The organism is Pelotomaculum terephthalicicum JT, assembly GCF_022410535.1.
In the GTDB taxonomy this organism is placed as follows: Bacteria; Bacillota; Desulfotomaculia; order Desulfotomaculales; family Pelotomaculaceae; genus Pelotomaculum_D; species Pelotomaculum_D terephthalicicum.
The window spans coordinates 65,546-83,540 of sequence record NZ_JAKNBL010000012.1; the positions used below are offsets into that span (position 1 = coordinate 65,546).

Annotated in this window: 21 protein-coding genes, 2 pseudogenes and 1 riboswitch; of the genes and pseudogenes, 11 read left to right on the plus strand and 12 right to left on the minus strand. The window is 44.3% G+C overall.

Going from position 1 to position 17,995, the window contains the following annotated elements; genetic code table 11:
• Positions 1-382 precede the first annotated feature (382 nt).
• Positions 383-465: riboswitch (cyclic di-GMP riboswitch) on the plus strand.
• Between the two features lie 349 nt (positions 466-814).
• Entirely contained in the window at positions 815-976 is a 162-nt protein-coding gene (locus L9W92_RS09330) for a hypothetical protein (protein WP_240083490.1), read from the minus strand.
• 183 nt (positions 977-1,159) lie between these two features.
• Here L9W92_RS09330 and L9W92_RS09335 point away from each other — a divergent pair, with 183 nt between their 5' ends.
• The gene (locus tag L9W92_RS09335; protein WP_240083491.1) at positions 1,160-1,555 is read left to right on the plus strand and encodes a VOC family protein; all 396 of its coding nucleotides are present in this window, start codon (positions 1,160-1,162) and stop codon (positions 1,553-1,555) included.
• 235 nt (positions 1,556-1,790) lie between these two features.
• Positions 1,791-2,345 carry a CBO0543 family protein gene (locus tag L9W92_RS09340; RefSeq protein WP_240083492.1) on the plus strand — a complete coding sequence of 185 codons (555 nt, stop codon included), beginning with the start codon at positions 1,791-1,793 and terminating at the stop codon, positions 2,343-2,345.
• A 38-nt stretch (positions 2,346-2,383) separates the two neighbouring features.
• On the opposite strand, the gene L9W92_RS09345 is transcribed toward L9W92_RS09340, so the two are convergent.
• The gene (locus L9W92_RS09345; RefSeq protein WP_240083493.1) at positions 2,384-3,019 is read right to left on the minus strand and encodes a cell wall hydrolase; all 636 of its coding nucleotides are present in this window, start codon (positions 3,017-3,019) and stop codon (positions 2,384-2,386) included.
• Positions 3,020-3,278: 259 nt separating this feature from the next.
• Between L9W92_RS09345 and L9W92_RS09350 the strand changes: the two genes are divergently transcribed.
• The 4 genes and pseudogenes from L9W92_RS09350 to L9W92_RS09360 all read left to right on the plus strand — a co-directional run bounded on the left by L9W92_RS09350 (position 3,279) and on the right by L9W92_RS09360 (position 9,022).
• A complete protein-coding gene (locus L9W92_RS09350; RefSeq protein WP_240083494.1) occupies positions 3,279-4,328 on the plus strand; it encodes a serine/threonine protein kinase in 1,050 nt (349 codons plus the stop codon).
• Positions 4,211-4,519, plus strand: a pseudogene (locus tag L9W92_RS19315) (AAA family ATPase); the annotation flags it as partial. The gene L9W92_RS09350 and the pseudogene L9W92_RS19315, both read left to right, overlap by 118 nt.
• A gap of 19 nt (positions 4,520-4,538) precedes the next feature.
• Entirely contained in the window at positions 4,539-8,168 is a 3,630-nt protein-coding gene (locus tag L9W92_RS09355) for a histidine kinase dimerization/phosphoacceptor domain -containing protein (protein ID WP_240083495.1), read from the plus strand.
• Positions 8,168-9,022, plus strand: coding sequence for a response regulator (locus tag L9W92_RS09360; RefSeq protein WP_240083496.1), 855 nt, complete (start codon positions 8,168-8,170; stop codon positions 9,020-9,022). Before L9W92_RS09355 ends, L9W92_RS09360 begins: the two co-directional genes overlap by 1 nt.
• 51 nt (positions 9,023-9,073) lie before the next feature.
• On the opposite strand, the gene L9W92_RS09365 is transcribed toward L9W92_RS09360, so the two are convergent.
• The gene (locus tag L9W92_RS09365) at positions 9,074-9,967 is read right to left on the minus strand and encodes an IS3 family transposase (RefSeq protein WP_312038083.1); all 894 of its coding nucleotides are present in this window, start codon (positions 9,965-9,967) and stop codon (positions 9,074-9,076) included.
• Positions 9,964-10,239, minus strand: a complete 276-nt coding sequence (locus L9W92_RS09370) for a transposase (protein ID WP_240083497.1) — start codon at positions 10,237-10,239, stop codon at positions 9,964-9,966. The genes L9W92_RS09365 and L9W92_RS09370 overlap by 4 nt, the downstream gene beginning before the upstream one ends.
• 87 nt (positions 10,240-10,326) lie before the next feature.
• Here L9W92_RS09370 and L9W92_RS09375 point away from each other — a divergent pair.
• Positions 10,327-10,572: pseudogene (locus L9W92_RS09375) on the plus strand (tyrosine-type recombinase/integrase); the annotation flags it as partial.
• A 211-nt stretch (positions 10,573-10,783) separates the two neighbouring features.
• Here L9W92_RS09375 and L9W92_RS09380 read toward each other — a convergent pair.
• Together L9W92_RS09380 and L9W92_RS09385 are read right to left on the minus strand one after the other, a co-directional pair.
• On the minus strand, positions 10,784-11,062 hold the full coding sequence (locus L9W92_RS09380) for a type II toxin-antitoxin system YafQ family toxin (RefSeq protein WP_240083498.1): 279 nt from the start codon (positions 11,060-11,062) through the stop codon (positions 10,784-10,786).
• Entirely contained in the window at positions 11,056-11,340 is a 285-nt protein-coding gene (locus L9W92_RS09385) for a type II toxin-antitoxin system RelB/DinJ family antitoxin (RefSeq protein ID WP_240083499.1), read from the minus strand. Before L9W92_RS09385 ends, L9W92_RS09380 begins: the two co-directional genes overlap by 7 nt.
• A gap of 402 nt (positions 11,341-11,742) precedes the next feature.
• Here L9W92_RS09385 and L9W92_RS09390 point away from each other — a divergent pair, with 402 nt between their 5' ends.
• A complete protein-coding gene (locus L9W92_RS09390) occupies positions 11,743-12,015 on the plus strand; it encodes a type II toxin-antitoxin system Phd/YefM family antitoxin (protein WP_240083500.1) in 273 nt (90 codons plus the stop codon).
• A complete protein-coding gene (locus tag L9W92_RS09395; protein WP_240083501.1) occupies positions 11,996-12,364 on the plus strand; it encodes a type II toxin-antitoxin system RelE/ParE family toxin in 369 nt (122 codons plus the stop codon). The genes L9W92_RS09390 and L9W92_RS09395 overlap by 20 nt, the downstream gene beginning before the upstream one ends.
• Before the next feature lie 254 nt (positions 12,365-12,618).
• On the opposite strand, the gene L9W92_RS09400 is transcribed toward L9W92_RS09395, so the two are convergent.
• The 4 genes from L9W92_RS09400 to L9W92_RS09415 form a co-directional block, all read right to left on the minus strand.
• A complete protein-coding gene (locus tag L9W92_RS09400; RefSeq protein WP_240083502.1) occupies positions 12,619-13,740 on the minus strand; it encodes a hypothetical protein in 1,122 nt (373 codons plus the stop codon).
• Positions 13,641-14,225, minus strand: coding sequence for an HD domain-containing protein (locus L9W92_RS09405; RefSeq protein ID WP_240083503.1), 585 nt, complete (start codon positions 14,223-14,225; stop codon positions 13,641-13,643). Before L9W92_RS09405 ends, L9W92_RS09400 begins: the two co-directional genes overlap by 100 nt.
• Entirely contained in the window at positions 14,222-14,365 is a 144-nt protein-coding gene (locus L9W92_RS09410; RefSeq protein ID WP_240083504.1) for a hypothetical protein, read from the minus strand. The genes L9W92_RS09405 and L9W92_RS09410 overlap by 4 nt, the downstream gene beginning before the upstream one ends.
• A gap of 99 nt (positions 14,366-14,464) precedes the next feature.
• Positions 14,465-14,890, minus strand: a complete 426-nt coding sequence (locus tag L9W92_RS09415; protein ID WP_240083505.1) for a type I CRISPR-associated protein Cas7 — start codon at positions 14,888-14,890, stop codon at positions 14,465-14,467.
• A 112-nt stretch (positions 14,891-15,002) separates the two neighbouring features.
• Here L9W92_RS09415 and L9W92_RS09420 point away from each other — a divergent pair, with 112 nt between their 5' ends.
• Both L9W92_RS09420 and L9W92_RS09425 read left to right on the plus strand, forming a co-directional pair.
• Positions 15,003-15,338, plus strand: a complete 336-nt coding sequence (locus tag L9W92_RS09420; RefSeq protein WP_240083506.1) for a hypothetical protein — start codon at positions 15,003-15,005, stop codon at positions 15,336-15,338.
• Positions 15,335-16,150: a hypothetical protein gene (locus L9W92_RS09425; protein WP_240083507.1), complete on the plus strand. Its 816-nt coding sequence runs from the start codon at positions 15,335-15,337 to the stop codon at positions 16,148-16,150. The genes L9W92_RS09420 and L9W92_RS09425 overlap by 4 nt, the downstream gene beginning before the upstream one ends.
• A 406-nt stretch (positions 16,151-16,556) precedes the next feature.
• Here the strand turns inward: L9W92_RS09425 and L9W92_RS09430 are convergent, their stop codons facing one another.
• Both L9W92_RS09430 and L9W92_RS09435 read right to left on the minus strand, forming a co-directional pair.
• Complete coding sequence (locus tag L9W92_RS09430; RefSeq protein ID WP_240083508.1) at positions 16,557-16,865, minus strand: type II toxin-antitoxin system RelE/ParE family toxin; 309 nt, start codon at positions 16,863-16,865, stop codon at positions 16,557-16,559.
• Positions 16,858-17,118, minus strand: coding sequence for a type II toxin-antitoxin system prevent-host-death family antitoxin (locus L9W92_RS09435; protein ID WP_240083509.1), 261 nt, complete (start codon positions 17,116-17,118; stop codon positions 16,858-16,860). Before L9W92_RS09435 ends, L9W92_RS09430 begins: the two co-directional genes overlap by 8 nt.
• Between the last annotated feature and the right edge of the window lie 877 nt (positions 17,119-17,995).

The window sequence follows — 17,995 nt, forward strand, 5'->3', positions numbered from 1 at the left end:
TATGGCCTCCTCCAATTGCCACAATTGCCATTTCCTGTCTTTCATCCTTTTTATCGAGTTAATTTACTATGTCGAGAGAGCGCAATCTCAAGTTTTATCGGTTAATAAGGGAGCATCTGCGAAAAAATCCCCTCCCGAGGAATTGCTGTCATCTTTTTTCATACCGCTTTTCAATTAGCCGACAACTCGTAAATTTGAATTTACTGTCGGGAAAACCCTATTTCAAAGGCAAGCAGGAGGACGGTTCGCATAGCTTCAGACGATTGACCCAGACGATTGTTAACGAGAACCGTCCCCATTGTCGTCTTGTCGCCCATCAATTGTCCTGAAAATAGGACTATTGTCCTATTGACGGATAATATTGTCGAATAATAAGATTATTTACAAGAAAGGGAAAACCTATCGAAAGATGGGGGCTCAAAGCCACGGGTCTAAAGCAGCCGCTATGATAGCCGGGCTACCAAATATCTTTGACAGAACTACCTTTCTCAGAAGGTAGTTTTTATTTTGCGTGCGGGTGTTCAAATGTCCGGCTTGTATTTATGGGTATCTTTGTGCATATATTAAAGAAAGGGTGCAAATTTGTTGATGCTGAAGAAAACAAAAGTTATTCCGCTTACGATTAAAATAACACCTTCACAAATAATCAGGCAAATCCCCCTTTTAATCAGACCGGAAATAAGAAAGATTAAAGAGTCATAAATATCTTTTTTGAACCAGGTTCTTTTCACGGGACACGGGGACATTTTAATACTTTCCAGTGGATCCGGTACCCATTCATCCAAACCAGTTCCCCAAATGCCTTCCCGTATTCTTACCATCTTCTCTTGTTTTTTAGTATGCTGTACAACAACCATCCCAGCGGCTTGCCCCATTTGCGCATTTTAAAGGCGCTGAATAATAATCCAGCCAACAACAGCACACCAACTAGCGATACTCCACCTATTAATATTATCAAGGCGAAAATTTTTATCATCAATAAAACCTCCCAGCATTATCTTCATCATGTGATGAGTTGACTGCCTAATCTCATTGGTATCGGTTCTCCGATAGCCACCAAATTATATTACTTTTTACTGAACATGGTCAATGGTTTGGAAAATCATCATACCGGAGCCATAGTTGTTTATGGTAGTATTATAAAAAGGGGGAATAAACAATGGAGCTGGAAAAGATTGATCACATCTGTATTGCAGTTAGAGATGTCGGCAAGGCGGAGGAACTATTTGCCAAGGCATTTGATTTAAAGGCCGTAGACCACTATATTGATGAAAATGAAAAAATAAATGTGGCCAGGTTTATGATCGGAGAAGTTGCCTTTGAAGTCATGGAATCCACCAGCCCTTACGGTGAAGTAGCCAAATTCATTGAGAAAAACGGCGAAGGAGTTTTCTTAATATCCTTAAAAGTACCGGATGTGGCAAACAGTATGGAAGAGCTTAACAATAAGGGCTTTCCTTTAATTGATAAAAAGCCGAGAAGGTGGCGTGAAAGCAACTTTGCTTTTTTAAATCCAAAGGGCTTTGCCGGAGTTTTGATCGAACTCATTGATTAAAAAAACAGCCCTCTTTACCCTTGCTGTTTCACCAACAAGCCAGTGGCGAAAGCCATCTATGCAACTTCATGACATTCATACTCTAACCGGGCATCCCTGCGATGCCCGGTAATATATTTATTTAAATTTACCACTGTCTGCAAATCCTCGTTATTAGTGTAAGTATAATAGTCAATATTTTTTGGTAAACATATAAACACATATATGAAGATCTGCAAAAATGAGGTCTATTCTTATGAAACAGCTCGCTCCTTCCTTCATAAAAGAAGCTGATTTACAAAAAGAAGCTGACCAGGCCCTTAGAGAAAGCTGGATAAACGATATTGTATTCACCTGGCATTGGTGGCTATTAGTGGCCTTGTTTATTATACCCTGGTTAGTTTGGTGGAAAGTTGTTGACCGTAAGAGAATATTTGAAATTTTAACATACGGCTTTATGGTAATGATTGTGACATCATTATTAGACGCTATAGGTGTTGAGTTTGACTTGTGGGAGTATCACTATCAGTTCATTCCATTGTTAGATGTTTTTATAGTTTATGATGTTTCGGTAATCCCAGTTATTTATATGCTTGTTTATCAATACTTCCACACATGGAAATCATTTATTTTTTCTAATATAGTTGTATCCGGCTTATTTTCGTTTGCTTTAGAACCAATATTGATATGGCTAAATTATCATCACTTATTGGCGTGGGAATATTTTTATTCTTTTCCAATATACATTGCCATAGCCATTGTTTTAAAGTATCTTGTAGGCATATTAAAAAAGGTAAGCATCAATCAATAAGGCAAATCTAGAAGAAAAAGGAGGCCGAAACCTCCTTTTTAACGGGCAAAGACATGACCCCCGATCCGGGTGATAATTTCCCTGGTGTAGACCCACTCACTGGAAGACTTGGCGGGGTTCCAGAAATACAGGGCTCCCCCGACCGGGTCATTGCCGTTTACCGCTTCCGAAGCCGCCTGCAAGGTCTCTGCAGTCACAGGACGCAGGTACTGCCCGTTGCTCACCGATTCAAAAGCGTCCCTTTCATATATGACCCCCGGGATTGTTTTAGGAAAATCCGGACTCTCGGTCCGGTTCATGATCACGGCGCCGACCGCCACTTTACCGCTGTAGGGTTCTTCCGCGGCCTCTCCTTCAATCACCTGGGCGAGCAGTACAACGTCGCTGCGACTAACATCGCCGCCACGGGATACCTCCCCGCCTTCCCCCTCGCTTGCCGGACTGTTTTCTTCCCCCGGCCGCGCCGCTAAACCCTGTTCGGGCAACAGCGCGGTTGCCTGCTGTTCTTTTTTTACCGGTCCGGTCAGGGTTTTAAACAACGTGACCGGGTGGAGGGCCAAACTAAGGGGAATCAGGAACAGCCCCAAAAGAAAGTATACCTTTTTATTTAATTTCTCCTTAAACATTAATTTCTTCGCAGAGCTTAATTTCTCCGATAATCTCCATTTCATCATAAATTCCATCCCCTTCCATTTCATTTCCCGGGGGCACAGGTAGGTAGTATAACGTAAGACACGCTTCCTGTCAAAGGCATATTAAGGGAAAAAAAGAGGGCAACAACTTAATTGACCGTAGTCACCAGCCTGTCGCCCATTAAATTTGGATTATGATTATATGCTTGCTCGATGTTCTTTGCTTTAAAAGTGATGCACGTCGTTTTTTATGTTAAAGGCTGGTTTTAGATTGTCAAAAATTGTTAAGAGATGTATACTTTTGGTTGAAATAGAATATCGGAGAAAAGAGAAAAAAATGATACTCCCGCATTATGAAATAATTGATAAGTTAGCTGAAAGCCAACAAGCTGCTATTTTCAAGGCATGCCACAAAAAAGCTCCGGAACGGCTGCTAATCCTCAAGATTCTGAAAACAGCCTTCCTGTCAGAATATAAGAAAACCCAATTCAGGCAGAAGATCGAACATCTCAGGGTTTTAAACGATCCGCTTATTATCACACCCATCGAATTCAGCGCGAAAGATGAGACCTGCTTTATAACCTACGACTATTTTGACGGAGTACCGCTCAATAAGCTGACAGAAGCGCATTCCGAAATTTGCTTAAACGTTTATTTCAACATAGCCTGCCAGCTCGCCCGGGCTTTGGATAAAGTTCACGAAGCAGGGATTATTCACGGCGGCATCAAACCGCACAATATCCTTGTCAACCCCGGCACGCTCGAAATCCGGCTGATAGATTTCATCAGCGCAGTTGATGTGAGAGATGTCAGTCATTTCATTTACGACCGTTCTTTTGTCAGGGGCACCCTGTCCTATACCTCCCCGGAACAGACCGGGCGCATCAGCCACAGGGTGGTTTTTTCTTCGGATCTCTATTCTCTCGGAGTGGTATTCTACGAAATGCTGACCAGCCGTCTCCCGTTCTTATCTGATGATCCCCTTGAATTGATCCATTCCCATCTGGCCGAAGAAGCTTCTCGCGTCCATGAATTAAACCCGGACATCCCCCCTGCTTTAAGTAAAATCGTCGCCAAATTGATGCTCAAGGAGCCTGAGAAACGCTATCAAAGCAGCAAGGGGCTCCTTGCCGACCTCTTACGGTGCCGGGATGAATACTCGTCTACGGTACGATACGCGAATTTCCTCTGGAAAGTTCTGTTTACACCCACAGGGTTACCTTCATCTCCAAGATGGTCGGCCGCGAGCACGAAGCTGAAATCATCCTTGAAGAATACGAGCAGGTCGCCCGGGGGACATTTCGCTCGCTGCTCATCTCCGGGTTGTCCGGAATCGGCAAGACCCGCCTGATTCAGGAGCTGCAAAAGCCGATTGTAAAACACAAGGGCTATTTCACGGCAGGAAAATTCGACGCATACCGGAAAAATATTCCTTACGGTTCGCTTATCCAGGCTTTCAGAAATTTAATGCGAACCTTTCTCACCGAAAGCGACAAAAGGGTTGCGCGCTGGAAAAAAAGAATTTTGAATGCCGTGGGCCAAAATGGAAAAGTCCTGACGGATGGTCCAGGAAGCGGCGTTATCCGCCATACCGGCGGAAAGGCGCCGCCGGATCCACCGGCAGGTGGGCAACCACCTCCTTGCCGCTGTTCCGGAGGGCTCTGTGGACATCGAAAAACTCGAAAACCTGTTCACTATTGTTTCCCACCTCAATCTGGGGAGGGAAGATAATCCGGACGCAAAAACAGCGTATTTATTGTCCGACCTCAACTACCACGCCGGCAACAAGGCACTTGGGTCCCTCGCCGCGGAAGCGGCAAATGAGTATTTCAATCTCAGCAGGGAACTGCTGCCGGATAACTGCTGGGAGGACGATCACTATAAGCGTACTTTCAGGATATTCCAAAAAGCGGCAAAGACTGAGCTTATGTGCGGCAATTACGTAAATTCCGAAAGACTGCTCAACCATCTGCTGGACCATGCCAAAACCGATCTGGACAAGGCGGAATGCCTGGCGGAGCAGACTACCACCCTGTCATCCATAGGCAATTTTATCAAGGCTATCGAGACGGCCAACAGGGGACTTGCCTATTTCGGCAAGTCCATCCCGGACAGTCCGGATGAAGCGGACAGGAGACGGCAGGAGTTGATGGCTGAGATTGCCTCAAAGAACATCGATGTCTGGGAAACCATGCTGAACATGCCTTTTACCACCGACAGGAGGAGCAAGATCGAGCTCGCCTTTTACAGCGAGCTTATTCCCGACCTGTATATGTCCGGCCTCGTGCCGCAGCTCTACCTCGCGGCCGCGCAGTCAACCCAGCATTGCCTGTCGGGGGCCATGGATGAATCTGTGATTTATTCTTTCAGCATCATGGGGCTTCAGCTTGGAGAACAGGAAGATTTTATGCCGGCGTTCAGGTACGAGAACCTTGCCCGCGAACTGTCTGCCAAATACCCGAATACCTTCGGCGCCACCCGCGGGATGAACGGGATCGTCTGGTGCAACATGCACTCGAGAAGTCACCCGGGAGAGATTGTGGACTATTGTCTCAAGTCGATCCAGTGCGGAAAGAACTGCGGCGACCTGTACAATGCGGGTCTTTCATATGGCCCCTTGATGTGGAACCTTCAGGTCCAGGGAGCGGACCTGTCTATTATCGATGACTATGCCAGGGAGTGCCTTCAATTCTCCAGCAGGTATCATCTGTCTTTTTCCGTAGGCCTTGCCGAGGCTATGCTGGCGGGCTGGATCGAGCCCATGAAGAAGCAATATGCACCGGTATCCATGGCAGAAAAGCTAAGGCAATGGGAACAGGATAACCACATCGCCTCAGCAGGGAGTTATTATGTCCATATGGCCCTGGCGCATTATTATTTGGGAGAGCATGAAAAGGCCGGGGAGTGCCTTGCCGGGGTCCGGAAGTATCTGTCGGGCCTTACCGACAACGTGCTGAAGAGACAGTGGCATGTCTTCCTGGTATTAAACGCGCTCAAGCTGTATGAAAAGGGCCTGCGCTTCAAGAGTGAACATGAATTGCTGGCGGAAATCCGGCCACTGATCAAAAAAGTTAAGAAATGGGCCGCGCTGGGACCTTTATTGAAACCCTATCTTGCCTTTCTTTATGCCGAACTGGAAAGAGTCACCGGCGGGTTTAAAGATGCCCGGAGTCTTTACCTCGACGCCATAGACGCCGCACATAAACAAAAGTATACGCTTCTGGAAGGTCATCTCAACGAATGTCTGGGGGAGCTTCTCCTGCAGGCAGGTCAGTGTTCCGAAAGGCTATATTTAGCCGAGGCGGCGCGTTTGTACAAGAAATGCCGCGCAGAACGAAAAGAGATCTACCTCATCAAGAAATATCCCGAGTATTTTGAGGAGGAAAAAACTTCTTACCAGCACATCGAGGCGGCGTCTCCTTCCCGTCTCCTTCCCGACCTTGATATCGAATACCTTATGAAGTCATCCCTCGCCATTTCCGCTGAAATAGAGCAGAACGCCCTATTGAAAAAGATCATGAACGTGGTTATCGAGAGCTCGGGGGCGCAGCACGGTTATCTGCTAATAGCAGAAGAAGGCAACCTGTTTATCCGTGCGGCAAGTCATATCTCGGAGAAGCAAGCAGTACAGACATTTAATCAAAAACTGGAGGATGCTGAAGATATCTGCAAAGCAATTGTCCGTTATGTCTACCGGACCGGAGAGAAGCTGATCCTGAACGACGCCTCTAATGAAGGTATGTTCAAAGACAATCCCGAGGTCCAGCAGATGCAAATGCGCTCTGTCCTCTGTCTGCCGGTGCTTAAACAAGCGAGGATGATCGGGATATTATACCTGGAAAACCGTCTGTCGGATGGAGTATTTACTTTAAAAAAGAAGCAGATGACGGAGTTGCTGACGTCGCAGGCGGCGATTTCTCTTGAGAATTCCCGGCTGGTGGAGGAAATGAAAAAGGCGGAGGAGGCACTGCGCGGAGCAAAAGAAGAGTTAGAGATGCGGGTGCGGGAGAGAACCGCGGAACTGGCAAGAGCTAACGCACTTCTTGAAAGGGACATTACCGAGCGCAAGCGGGCTGAGGAGTCCGTGAAGCTAGAACGGCAGCGGTTCAATAATGTCCTGGAGATGCTGCCGGCTTATTTGGTGCTGTTGTCGCCGGATTATCATGTGCCCTTTGCCAATCGCTTCTTCCGGGAGCGCTTCGGCGAGTCCCGCGGCCGGCGCTGCTTCGAGTATCTGTTTGGACGCAGCGAGCCCTGCGAGATTTGCGAAACCTATAGCGTCCTGAAAACCATGGCGCCCCATGAGTGGGATTGGACCGGCCCGGACGGCCGCAATTACGATGTCTTCGACTTCCCCTTCACCGACGTGGACGGCTCCACCCTCATCCTGGAGATTGGCATCGATATTACCGATCGCAAGAAGGCAGAGGAAGAAATTAAAAAGCTCAACAGGGAGCTCGAACAGCGCGTTAACGAACGCACAGCCCAGCTTGCAACCGCCAACAAGGAACTGCACGCCAGTGAAGCACACCTGCAGATAGCCCTGCATGAAAAAGAGACACTTCTCAAAGAGATACACCACCGCGTCAAAAACAACCTGCAGATCATCCACAGTATGCTAAATCTTCAACTTCCTTATATCAAAGACCAGCAGGCCATTGAGCTGTTCAAGGAAAGCCAGAACCGCGTTTACTCGATGGCCCTTATTCACGAAAAGCTGTACAAATCCGAGTCGTTGGCAAAGATCGATCTTGCCGGATATATTCGAAGCCTTACAACCAACCTGTTCCTTTCTTACGGTGTGAGCGAGAGAGTTATAAAACCGAAAATAGATATTGAAAACCTTACACTCAATATTGATACGGTAATACCCTGCGCTTTGCTCATCAATGAACTTGTTTCAAATTCGCTGAAACATGCCTTTCCGAATGCTTCGGCATATGGAGGCAAAACGTATGAAATCCGCATTGACCGGCGCCATGGCGCCGGCAATAAATTTATACTGACCGTCAGCGACAATGGCATCGGCCTGCCGGAGGACTTCGAGATTCAGAATTGCAACTCACTGGGGCTGAAGCAGGTAAGCGTGCTGGTAAAACAACTTAAGGGCGCTATTTACCTCAATACAAGCAGCGGGACCGAATTTACGATTATATTTACGGAATTAACGAGAGAAGGGAGAATGACATAATGTCTGACGCAAAGATACTGATTGTGGAAGACGAAGGTATTGAAGCACTTGACTTGCAACATAGACTGACAGGCTTGGGATACACTGCTCCTGATATCGTATCTACCGGAGAAGAAGCCATCAAAAAAGCAGAGGAGACAAATCCCGATCTGGTGTTGATGGATATAATGCTGTATGGAGAAATGGACGGAGTGGCGGCCGCTAAAAAGATCCAGGCCCGCTTCGATATTCCGGTTGTATATGTCACCGCATATGCGGATGAAAAAACACTGCAACGTGCCAAGATAACAGCGCCATACGGCTATTTAGTCAAGCCTTTCAGGGAAAGAGAATTGTACATAACTATCGATATGGCGCTGTACAAGCACAAAATGGAAAGGAAATTAAAAGAAAGCGAGAAATGGTTCTCCACAACGCTCAGGAGTATCGGAGACGCTGTGATTGCCACCGATAAAAACGGGCTGATCACATTCATGAACCCGGTTGCCGAGCAATTAATGGGTTGGCAGCTGGAAGAGGTCTTAAATAAAAAACTGACAGAGGTACTCAAAATAATTAACATGTACTCGCGTAAACCCGCAGAAAATCCGGTAACAAGGGTACTACTTGAAGGTTTTACCGTAGGTCTGGCAAACCATACCTTGTTGATAACCAGGCACGGTAAAGAAATACCGATAGATGACAGCGCCGCACCCATCAAAGATGACAAGGATAACATTAGCCTAACTTATATGACTAACTCAGTTTCCCTGTTAATTCAAGCCAATTCTTTTCCCAAGAGCGGGATGATAATGGGTATCTTTTGCCCAAGCGTTAGCCCGCTCCGTATACCTTTCCTGCTAAAACGCCGATAAGGACGGAGCTGCATTGGCTTCTGAGGTTAGCCCGCGCGGCTGTGGAGCGCGTTATGCCGCCGCCTGAATCTGCTCCTGGAAAAGCTTTCGCTTAACAAGCGGCGGGAGGTTCTGCTCATTTGACGTATGCCTTCTTTTTCTATTGTAGTAGGTTTCTGTCCATTCAAAGATATAATGCCGAACCTCAGCCCTGTTCATCTTATATACTGGTAGGCGATAGATAAGATCTTTTTTCAGTGTGGCAAAAAAGCTCTCCATCCGGGCGTTGTCAAAACAGTTGCCTGTCCGTCCCATGCTCTGTCTGAACCCTTTATTGGCAAGTGTTTCCCTGAATAAGTGAGAGGTAAACTGGCTCCCTCGGTCGGAATGAACAATCAGCCCCTCGGTCTTTCCATAACGTTTTACGGCGCTGTTCAGCGCTGATGTGCATAACGGTGTCTTCATGTTGATGTCCATGGAAAATCCGACAATGGAAGCATCAAAACAGTCTAATACGGCGCATAGATAGAGCTTGCCGTCCAGGCATTTCATCTCGGTGATATCGGTCAGCCATTTGGTATTGGGGGTCTCCGATTTGAAATCACCTTTTAATAAATCCTCCGCCGGTAGTGCCTTCGGATTTGCTTTGGTAATTCCGTGAGGTTTGCGCCGTTTCTGCAGCAGTCCATACTCGCGGCAAATGATGTAGCCCTTGCCGTAGCTCGGTTTTAACCTTTCAGATAATGCTTCAATCATGCTTCTTACTCCATATGCGGGATGTTCGTCTCTCACTTCCTTCAGGGCCGATACCAACGCCTCATCCCGTTCCCTGCGGCAAGGGCGCTTTTGCCAATCGTAATAGCCTTCACGCCGTACGCCTAATGCCGCACAGCATAAGGCGATACTTGATGCATCGTGGTTTTTCGCTATCCAGGCATACAGCTCACGTGGCTTTTTTCTTGCTATCGACCCGCCAAAAAACCCATTGCTTTTTTTAGGATATGGTTGGCTTCGCGCAGTTCATCGATCTCACGCTCTAAGCGTTTGAAGCCCTCTTCCGCCGTTTCGCCAGGTTTTAGTCCTTTCAGAGGTTTACCTCGTCCCAGACGCTCGGTACGTTGCCAGAGGTACAGCGTCTTGATCGGTATCCCCAACTTCTCGCTCGTCGCTCGTACTCCATGCTGCTCACAAACTCTTAGTGCTTCTCGTTTGAATTCCTCTGTGTATTTGTTTGCCATTTTCGCAACATCTCCTTGACTCTATTTTTGTCAAGGGTGTGCGCTTTTATTGTATCATTCCAGTTTGGATAACGTAGGAAATCCAAACGTTTGGATTTTTTCCGCCATTCATGCGCCAGCTTGCTGTTGGCTTGTGGCGTTCCGCTAAAGCAAATTCAAGAATGGCTGGGGCACAGTGATTTTGCAATTACGGCCAATACATACGCCCATCTGGAGTTTAACTCTAAATTGGCGTCGGCCAATGCCATGACATGGATTGACAAGACTTCTCTCTCTGCTACCGTCTTAACAACAGTGCCACAGTTACGATTGCCTGAACCAATGCTAATGTAAAATAAGCTGTCAGTTCATAAGCCTATGGACTGACAGCATTGTAGACTGTAATGTTTGATCAATTTAGATGCAGCTATTTTCATCCAAATCTTTATTCTTTCCGTCTAACGCTAAAGGAAGACCAAGACCAACTGCAAGACATTGGCCAATACCACATATTTCCTCCTTTGGAAGTGGCAGCTTATATAAAGGCGATCTTTTAAGGATGACCTCATTTTTTAAACAAATCAGAATGTGACCCGGTGCGGGTTGCTGTAAGAATGACTAAATTTCCATTTATTTTATAAATAAGCAGCCAATCGGGCCCAATATGGCATTCCCGGAAACCAATATAGTTTCCTGTTAGTGCATGGTCGAGATGTTTTTTGTCAAGTGGCTTTTCTTCCAAAAGCGTTTGCAAGACTTCTTCCAGCAAATCCATCTTGCATCCACGCTTTTTCGCTAATTTATAGTCCTTGCGAAATTGTGCGGTTGTTTTTAATGTCAACATTCGCTGTCAAGATCTTCGAACAGTTCACGCGCTGAAGCATAGCTTTTCGCCGGGACTTTTCCACTGGCAATGTCTCTTGTTTCCTGCATGGCTGTCTCTGTTACAGCATTAAAACGGGGCTGCTTCATTTCAAAAGGTAAGCCGCCCACCATTAAGGACTGACGGAGAAAAATATTTACTGCATCGGTGATGGTAATACCAAAGCTGGCAAAAAGCTGTTCTGCCCCCGCCTTTGTTTCCGGGTCAATACGAATGTTGATGTTTGCTGTTTTTGCCATTAGCTCACCTCCTCGCATTTATTATTATATCCCATTGTGCGCACATTATCAATACAATGTGAAACTTTTTTAATAAAATATGTGTAATTATGGTCAGTTGGGGGCAACCTTGACATTGGACAATGGTATATAATACCCGCGTAACTCCCGGCTGTCCAATGTCAAGGGCCGACCCCCTGTATTCCTCACTAAGGTCTTCCTGTACAGGGTATCAGGGTTATTAAATTATTATAGGGATAAAAAACAAAAACCACCTTTACGGTGATCTTTATGCTGATATTGTAATGTGTGATCAATTTAGATGCAGCTTGTTTTTCACAAAAAGAACTTAAATGGATGGAGAATATCGCAGAATTATCGTATAATAATAGCAGAATAATTCTTTATGAGGAGGCGAGTTTTATGATCATTAAATCTTCTACCAGCTTGCGCAACGATTACGGCAGCATTTCAAACCTTGCACATGAAAAACAGGAGCCAATCTACATAACCAAAAACGGTGAGGGCGATCTCGTGGTTATGAGCATTGAGGCGTTTGAAAAGCGCGAAGAAATCATAAAGCTGCGGGCGAAGTTGGAACTGGCAGAACAATCCCGTCTTGCCGACGAGCCGGCTTTTACGCTGGAGCAATCGAAACAGCGTTTGGATACAATCTATGAGAAAACCAAAATATAAACTGGAGCTTCTGACACCTGCCCAGCGTGAACTGGAGGAAATTGCTCTCGTACATATGGAACTCGTGGGTGTAGAATCGGCACGCAAAATTACGGACCGCATCTATAACGCGCTGGCTCATTTGAGAAGCCATCCGAATATGGGTATAGCGTGCATAGATAAAATGCTCCGGTCGGAAGGCTATCGGATGCTCATTTGCGGCCATTATCTGTGTATCTATCGACTATTGGGTGAAACTATCTTTTTTACCATATCGTGGATGGCAGAGCGAATTATACTCGGCTACTTGCGGACATGCCGATGCAAGGTGAAAGCAACGACTGATTTAGTTGGGCAAAAAGCTGGTTAATATCCGAACGCCTCTCCGATAAGGAAAAGGTTCGAATTTGATTGCTTTGGAAAGCCAGGTCAAAAAAGATATCATGGTTTTGACGTATTATACTTATTTTGTTTGATTGAGACAATGCATATCTGGAACAGTTATACAGCTATTTAAAGGCTTATCAGGTAAAGTACGGCTATACGACAGTGTTCTGCGTCTCTCTCTGATTTTCACTGATATAAAAGCTTCTTTTCTACGCCAGTTTTTCCAAATTACTGAATCTAAAATTTTATTTTCAGGAGTTCTTCCTTAAAAGCAGGCTTCCTCGGATATATTGCCAGAAGCTGCGAGACGACCTGCCGGGCCTTCTCTGAAGAACCTATCTTTAAAAATTGCCTGATGAGGGAGCAAATCTCCCGGTACGCTTTACGGTTTCCCGCCCTTTGCGCTTCATCGAGGATATGCTGTATAAAAAGATAATCAACCTCGTTGCGGAAAACGGGAAGCAGGTGCTGATAGTATCTGGTGATATAGGCTGGTCTGGCCTTGACATATTCGAGAAGCTTCTTTTGTTCCCCTTCCTCAATCAAGATGGAGGGATAATTATCCTGATAGCCCTTTTGCTCTTCAAGGGCTTTGATTAAGCCGGGGTATACCGAGGCCCATTCCTTGTCCGGATATGACTCCTTTAATTCCTTATAGTAATCAAAGCTGCCGTCGAGGATGAACTCCACGGCAAGATTGCGCCGTTTATCCAGCTGTCCGGACAGCCTGTACGCTTTATATCTGGCTTTTTTCCACTGATTGATGAGACCATGCATGCCCCGGTCACGCTGTTCGCCTTCCAGGGCCAACCTTTCAACACGATCGTAATCCTTGTTAGCCATTGCAGCTTCAATGGCCTTTTCTCTGAAGAGTGGGAAATTGATGTTTTGCTCCAGGAAATCCGCCGCGTGAACCTCTCCTTCAAACTTGAGAATCAACCGGTGGAGGATCGCGGCGATTCTTTCTGCTAGGTACCGTGAACTCCATGAATCATTCAATTCTTCAACGGTCGAGTTTAATTGTCTTTCAAATATTTTCCTTTGACGACCGTCATTAACAAGGTTAGCGCAGGTTTCCAGCAGACTCAACCGCCAATCGGACCATCCGTCGTAGATTTTTCTTGCAGCTTCATTTAGGAGCTTTTGAAAACAATATGCAGAAGCTTCCGTCGGTAGACCGCTGTCCGCCATTTCCGCTAAGGCTGCGAGTGAGTGATTAATAACGCTGCCTACATCTCCGCCGGAATCATCGGCGGACTTCAGCAGGGGGAGCATTTCGTGAAGAACACACAGGTAAAGTTCCAGTGCTCTTTTATAATCACCTTCGGTTGCAGCCTGCTCCGCTCTTTCCAGCACCATCCAACCGCCTTGGACGGCATCGGGGGCTTCAATCTCCGCTTGATGGATGGAAAGATAATCATCCAGATGCTCGTTTGTCCGCTCCACGGTTTGAGAAAATCTAAAGGCAAACGTTTTATTTTTTCATCCATCATATTGGGGAGTCCGGGACGGTGGTGGGCAAACACCAAAACGGCTGAATTCCAATTGGATTCATGTTCGAGCAAAAATTTAACGCCCGCATCCCGGTGTTCGACCGGCAACGACTTATAAACAGTATCCTCATGCAAAGCAGCCTGATTGCTCTCATCCAGCTTTCCCAGATCGTGAAAGTCAGCAGCCTTCATCACAATGGATTGGAACGCTTCTTTGCAGTCTTCCGGGATAAAAGGCGTCATAGCTTCAAGGTTATCCTGAGCACGGGCAACCACCCCGGTCACATGCGCGGCATATGATTGAGGCGGTTTTCCATCCCGTGTGCTGTGCGCCAGAACCTCGTACATCATGACATTTGCTCCATCAAATCAATAACCGGGGCGGCTTTGCCTGCCAGCTGAGCATTCAGCACAGCAATGCTTTCACGTAGCGAAGCCTCATCATAGTCCTTCCAGGAAACTGCCGCACGCCCGTCTTCATTGATTTTCACCGGCGTGAGGGCTTCAATAATCTTGAAATCGTTAAAAGTGCCCCTTGCGCGGTTATGCTCTACATAAAAGGCATGACGAATTCCAACCTGGGGGCGAATTTAGGAGGCGCTTTCCGAGTAGGCATACGGTATCAGACGAAGCAAGAGCTCAATATCCTTTTTGGTGCAGCGTGTCTGCTGCGCAGCTGTAGCATTAATGAAAAAAGGCATTGCATACAGACCATACGAAACAATCCGGAAAGCAAGCGGCGCCATACCCTTGCTCTTATCGTCCTCCACAGGAAGGACCTTTGTGGTCGTCATCCGTTCAATTTTAACGGGCGAGAGTGAAACGCCCAACCCGAACTGAACCACACCTGTTTTAATAAAGGAGCCCTTTTCATCCGATTCCTCCTCGAGAAAGGTTGCGCCGAAAACACGTACGTGTATTTTAGTAATAGCTCCGGCGTCAGTCCGAGCGTGTGGATTGAGCTTGATACCGCAAAGCAGGCACAGGTGCTGCTCGGTTATCTCACTTAAAAACAATTCGGATCTTATCCTCTTAACTGATAAACATAAAGGACACATTAGCAATATAATTAGATTTATTATATATAGACTAATATCATACCCAACACCTAAAGCAGAAGATATTATTTTGAGATTAAAACCTTATTTTAGTGAAAAATTTCCCTGGGATGATGTAATGCTTTTATTAAATAAACATAGTAAACATAAAACTGAAAATAAAGAAATTAAGCCCAAAGTAAACACATTACCTCCGATAGACTTAAGCAAAACTAAAACAAGGAAAGCAAATAGAAATCCAGACGCCGCCAAAAAACAGGAGAATCATTTAGTATCCGACAATATTAATAATAAAACAACTTTTTTCAGATTGATAGAAAATATCAATTCCCCAGAGGATTTTATTTTTAGATCTGAAAATATCTTTTCAGGGCTGCAACTTTTAAAAGCTAGCCGGAATATATGACCACCTCAACTGAGTTTGAGTTATTTGAATTGTTTCATATTAAATTAAAAGAATTTATAGACAAAATCATAGAAATAAATGCAAGGAAATCAATAAGTATAGTTTCAAAATGTCAACCACTATATGCAATTGTTAAGGAACGAGTTTTTCTTGATGACTTCTGGATTGATTATAAAAATTGGCTAGATAAAATTAGTTCCTTAAAAACAAAAGTATTGAAAAATGCAGGATTTTTATATTTCAATATGAAGGAGCGTAATGGTCGTATAACTGCAAGAGTATGGTCAAAAGAAGGATTGACTTTTTTCCAACTGTCACCATTAGATATAAAAGATGATTGTAATAAATGGCATAGACTTCTGATTACATATATGTTATGTGCACTAGCCGACTTAGTCTCGTTTCGTGGTAAGCAAACAACTAATAGACTACCTAATCTACCAAAACACCCTAACCAACGTAAACTTCTTAATAATAACAGAAATGCAAATATTTATCGTCCTAGAGCTAAACAAGAATCACAATCAAATGAAGATAAAGTTGAACCATATACTAAGAGAAACCCATTTTTTGTTGCCTGGCACTTAAGGAAAATAATGAAAGGAAATACCGCTTCTGCTGAAGCAAGGAATAAAGCAATAGAATATGCTAATTTACCTTGGGATGCGTGGGATACTGAATGGAAAGGATTCACCTTTGTTAGTCCGCACGTACGTGGTGGCAATAAAGTTAACAATCATGATATTAAGAAATTAATAGTTAACAGATTAGCTGAATCCTTTTCGTTAACAATAGATAACCTCTATAAATAATAAATATCTATTCAACAAAGGCCGGAAAGCAAAGGTCACTTAATTGCCCGGCTATGACTCTTTACCCGATACCTGACTTGATTGTTTCATTAGGAAGTATCTGCTTAATGCTAATGGTATTCTATGGGGTTATACCCATGTCCATCTATACTTTATAACGATTCCTATACTTTTTAACGAAAGGTAGATTTTGCTTTACAGAGGGGGTGCATCTTTTCACGAAAGGATGCAAATAACAAAAAAGCACCGTCTTAGACGATGCTTAATCTACCCTAGAAGGCTGAAAAGCCCATGAGTTCTGGGCTTTTCTATTGTATCAAATATTGAGTTTATATTTGTTATGTGTGATCAATTTAGATGCAGGTTATTATCCAGACATAGCCCCTAATAACAAAGCTAAATTTCTTTATATCAGTTTCACATAGTCCTGTGCGCCATAAAAAAAGCGATGAATGATAATCACACTAGCCGCTTGATCAACCTTATAAACCAGCACATAGTTTTTAATGGTCGCTTTGCGATATCCTTCCTTTTCCAAGAAAGCATCATGACACCGTTCATACATAAGCGGATTGCTTTTCAAATAGCTGTAACATTTTTCCACTTCATCAAGGAAATTGGCAGCTGCTATGGGGTTTGCAAGCTGAATGGCAATGTACGAGACGATATTATCCAAATCGCTGTGAGCAAGCTCCGAAACAACCAGCCTATACATTGTATTTTTCTCTTATGCTTTTCAAAGAGGTGTCTCCGTCCAGCATCTTTCCTTCCGCTATCTGCGCCTCGGCTGCAGCCAATTTGTTATACACGTCAAGCATAAACAATTTTTCCTCGTACATTTTTACGCTCATGATAACCATATCACCATAACCGTTTTTGGTAATATATATCGGCTCGGTTGCCTCTTGGCACATTTTAGAGATTTCGCTTGTATTTTTCAAATCTCGAATCGGAATGATTCGCGGCATAACCATCAACCCCTTTCTGTTTTTGTGGCATTATTATACCATAATCATGACCCGATTAACAAAGCATAATTGAATTTTCAATAAAAAATTAGAAAACGGCTGATTTTTTATTCCTTGGCGGCCTAATATTTGACCAGCAAGTGGCCTAATTTTTAATTGACATTAACACCCTGAGCGCCCTGGAACTTGTGCGGTGGTTGATCATTGCCACTCCATAACATCTTCTCCGAATGAATAAACCGCCTGCGCAGTAACTATCAAACTGTGCGCAGCATATAAATGATCATTTATATGCTCCCATAATAAATGCAAAGAAGCCAATTGCAAATGCAATCGACTTTTTTTCGACAAAATATTTTGTAATGTGTGATCAATTTAGATGCAAGTAAAACGATAATCATAAAATTCTCTAAGATGACATTTCGATTGCATCTTGATTCTTTGTTTTTAGGTAATTCGCCAAAACTTGCTATCCTATTTTATACCAATAGTAAACGCCAGCCTTTTCTCACTTCTTTTCAGTTTGAATATCATCTATTATTCTTTGTTTTTTTTTTCGATTACTTTATTAACCATTTCGTGAATTTCCCTAATATCGCTCCGTAGGCTTCGATTATCATTGCGTTCAGATTCAGCAATCAGGTCATTAAAACCAATATAATCTTAAGGGCACTGAAAAAGTCCATTTGCAGCAATGCAGATGGACTTTTTGTCCAAAATTTTTGTCCAAAAATGGTATAATTATTCATGTGTGAACGGTCAATAAAAATACAGCATTTTCGGCCATTTAAAATGCAGCACTTGGCCACATATTTTACTGGAAATTTATTAACTTCTTTGAAACTGCCGGTATAGGCGGGATGGAAGGAGCCCGTAG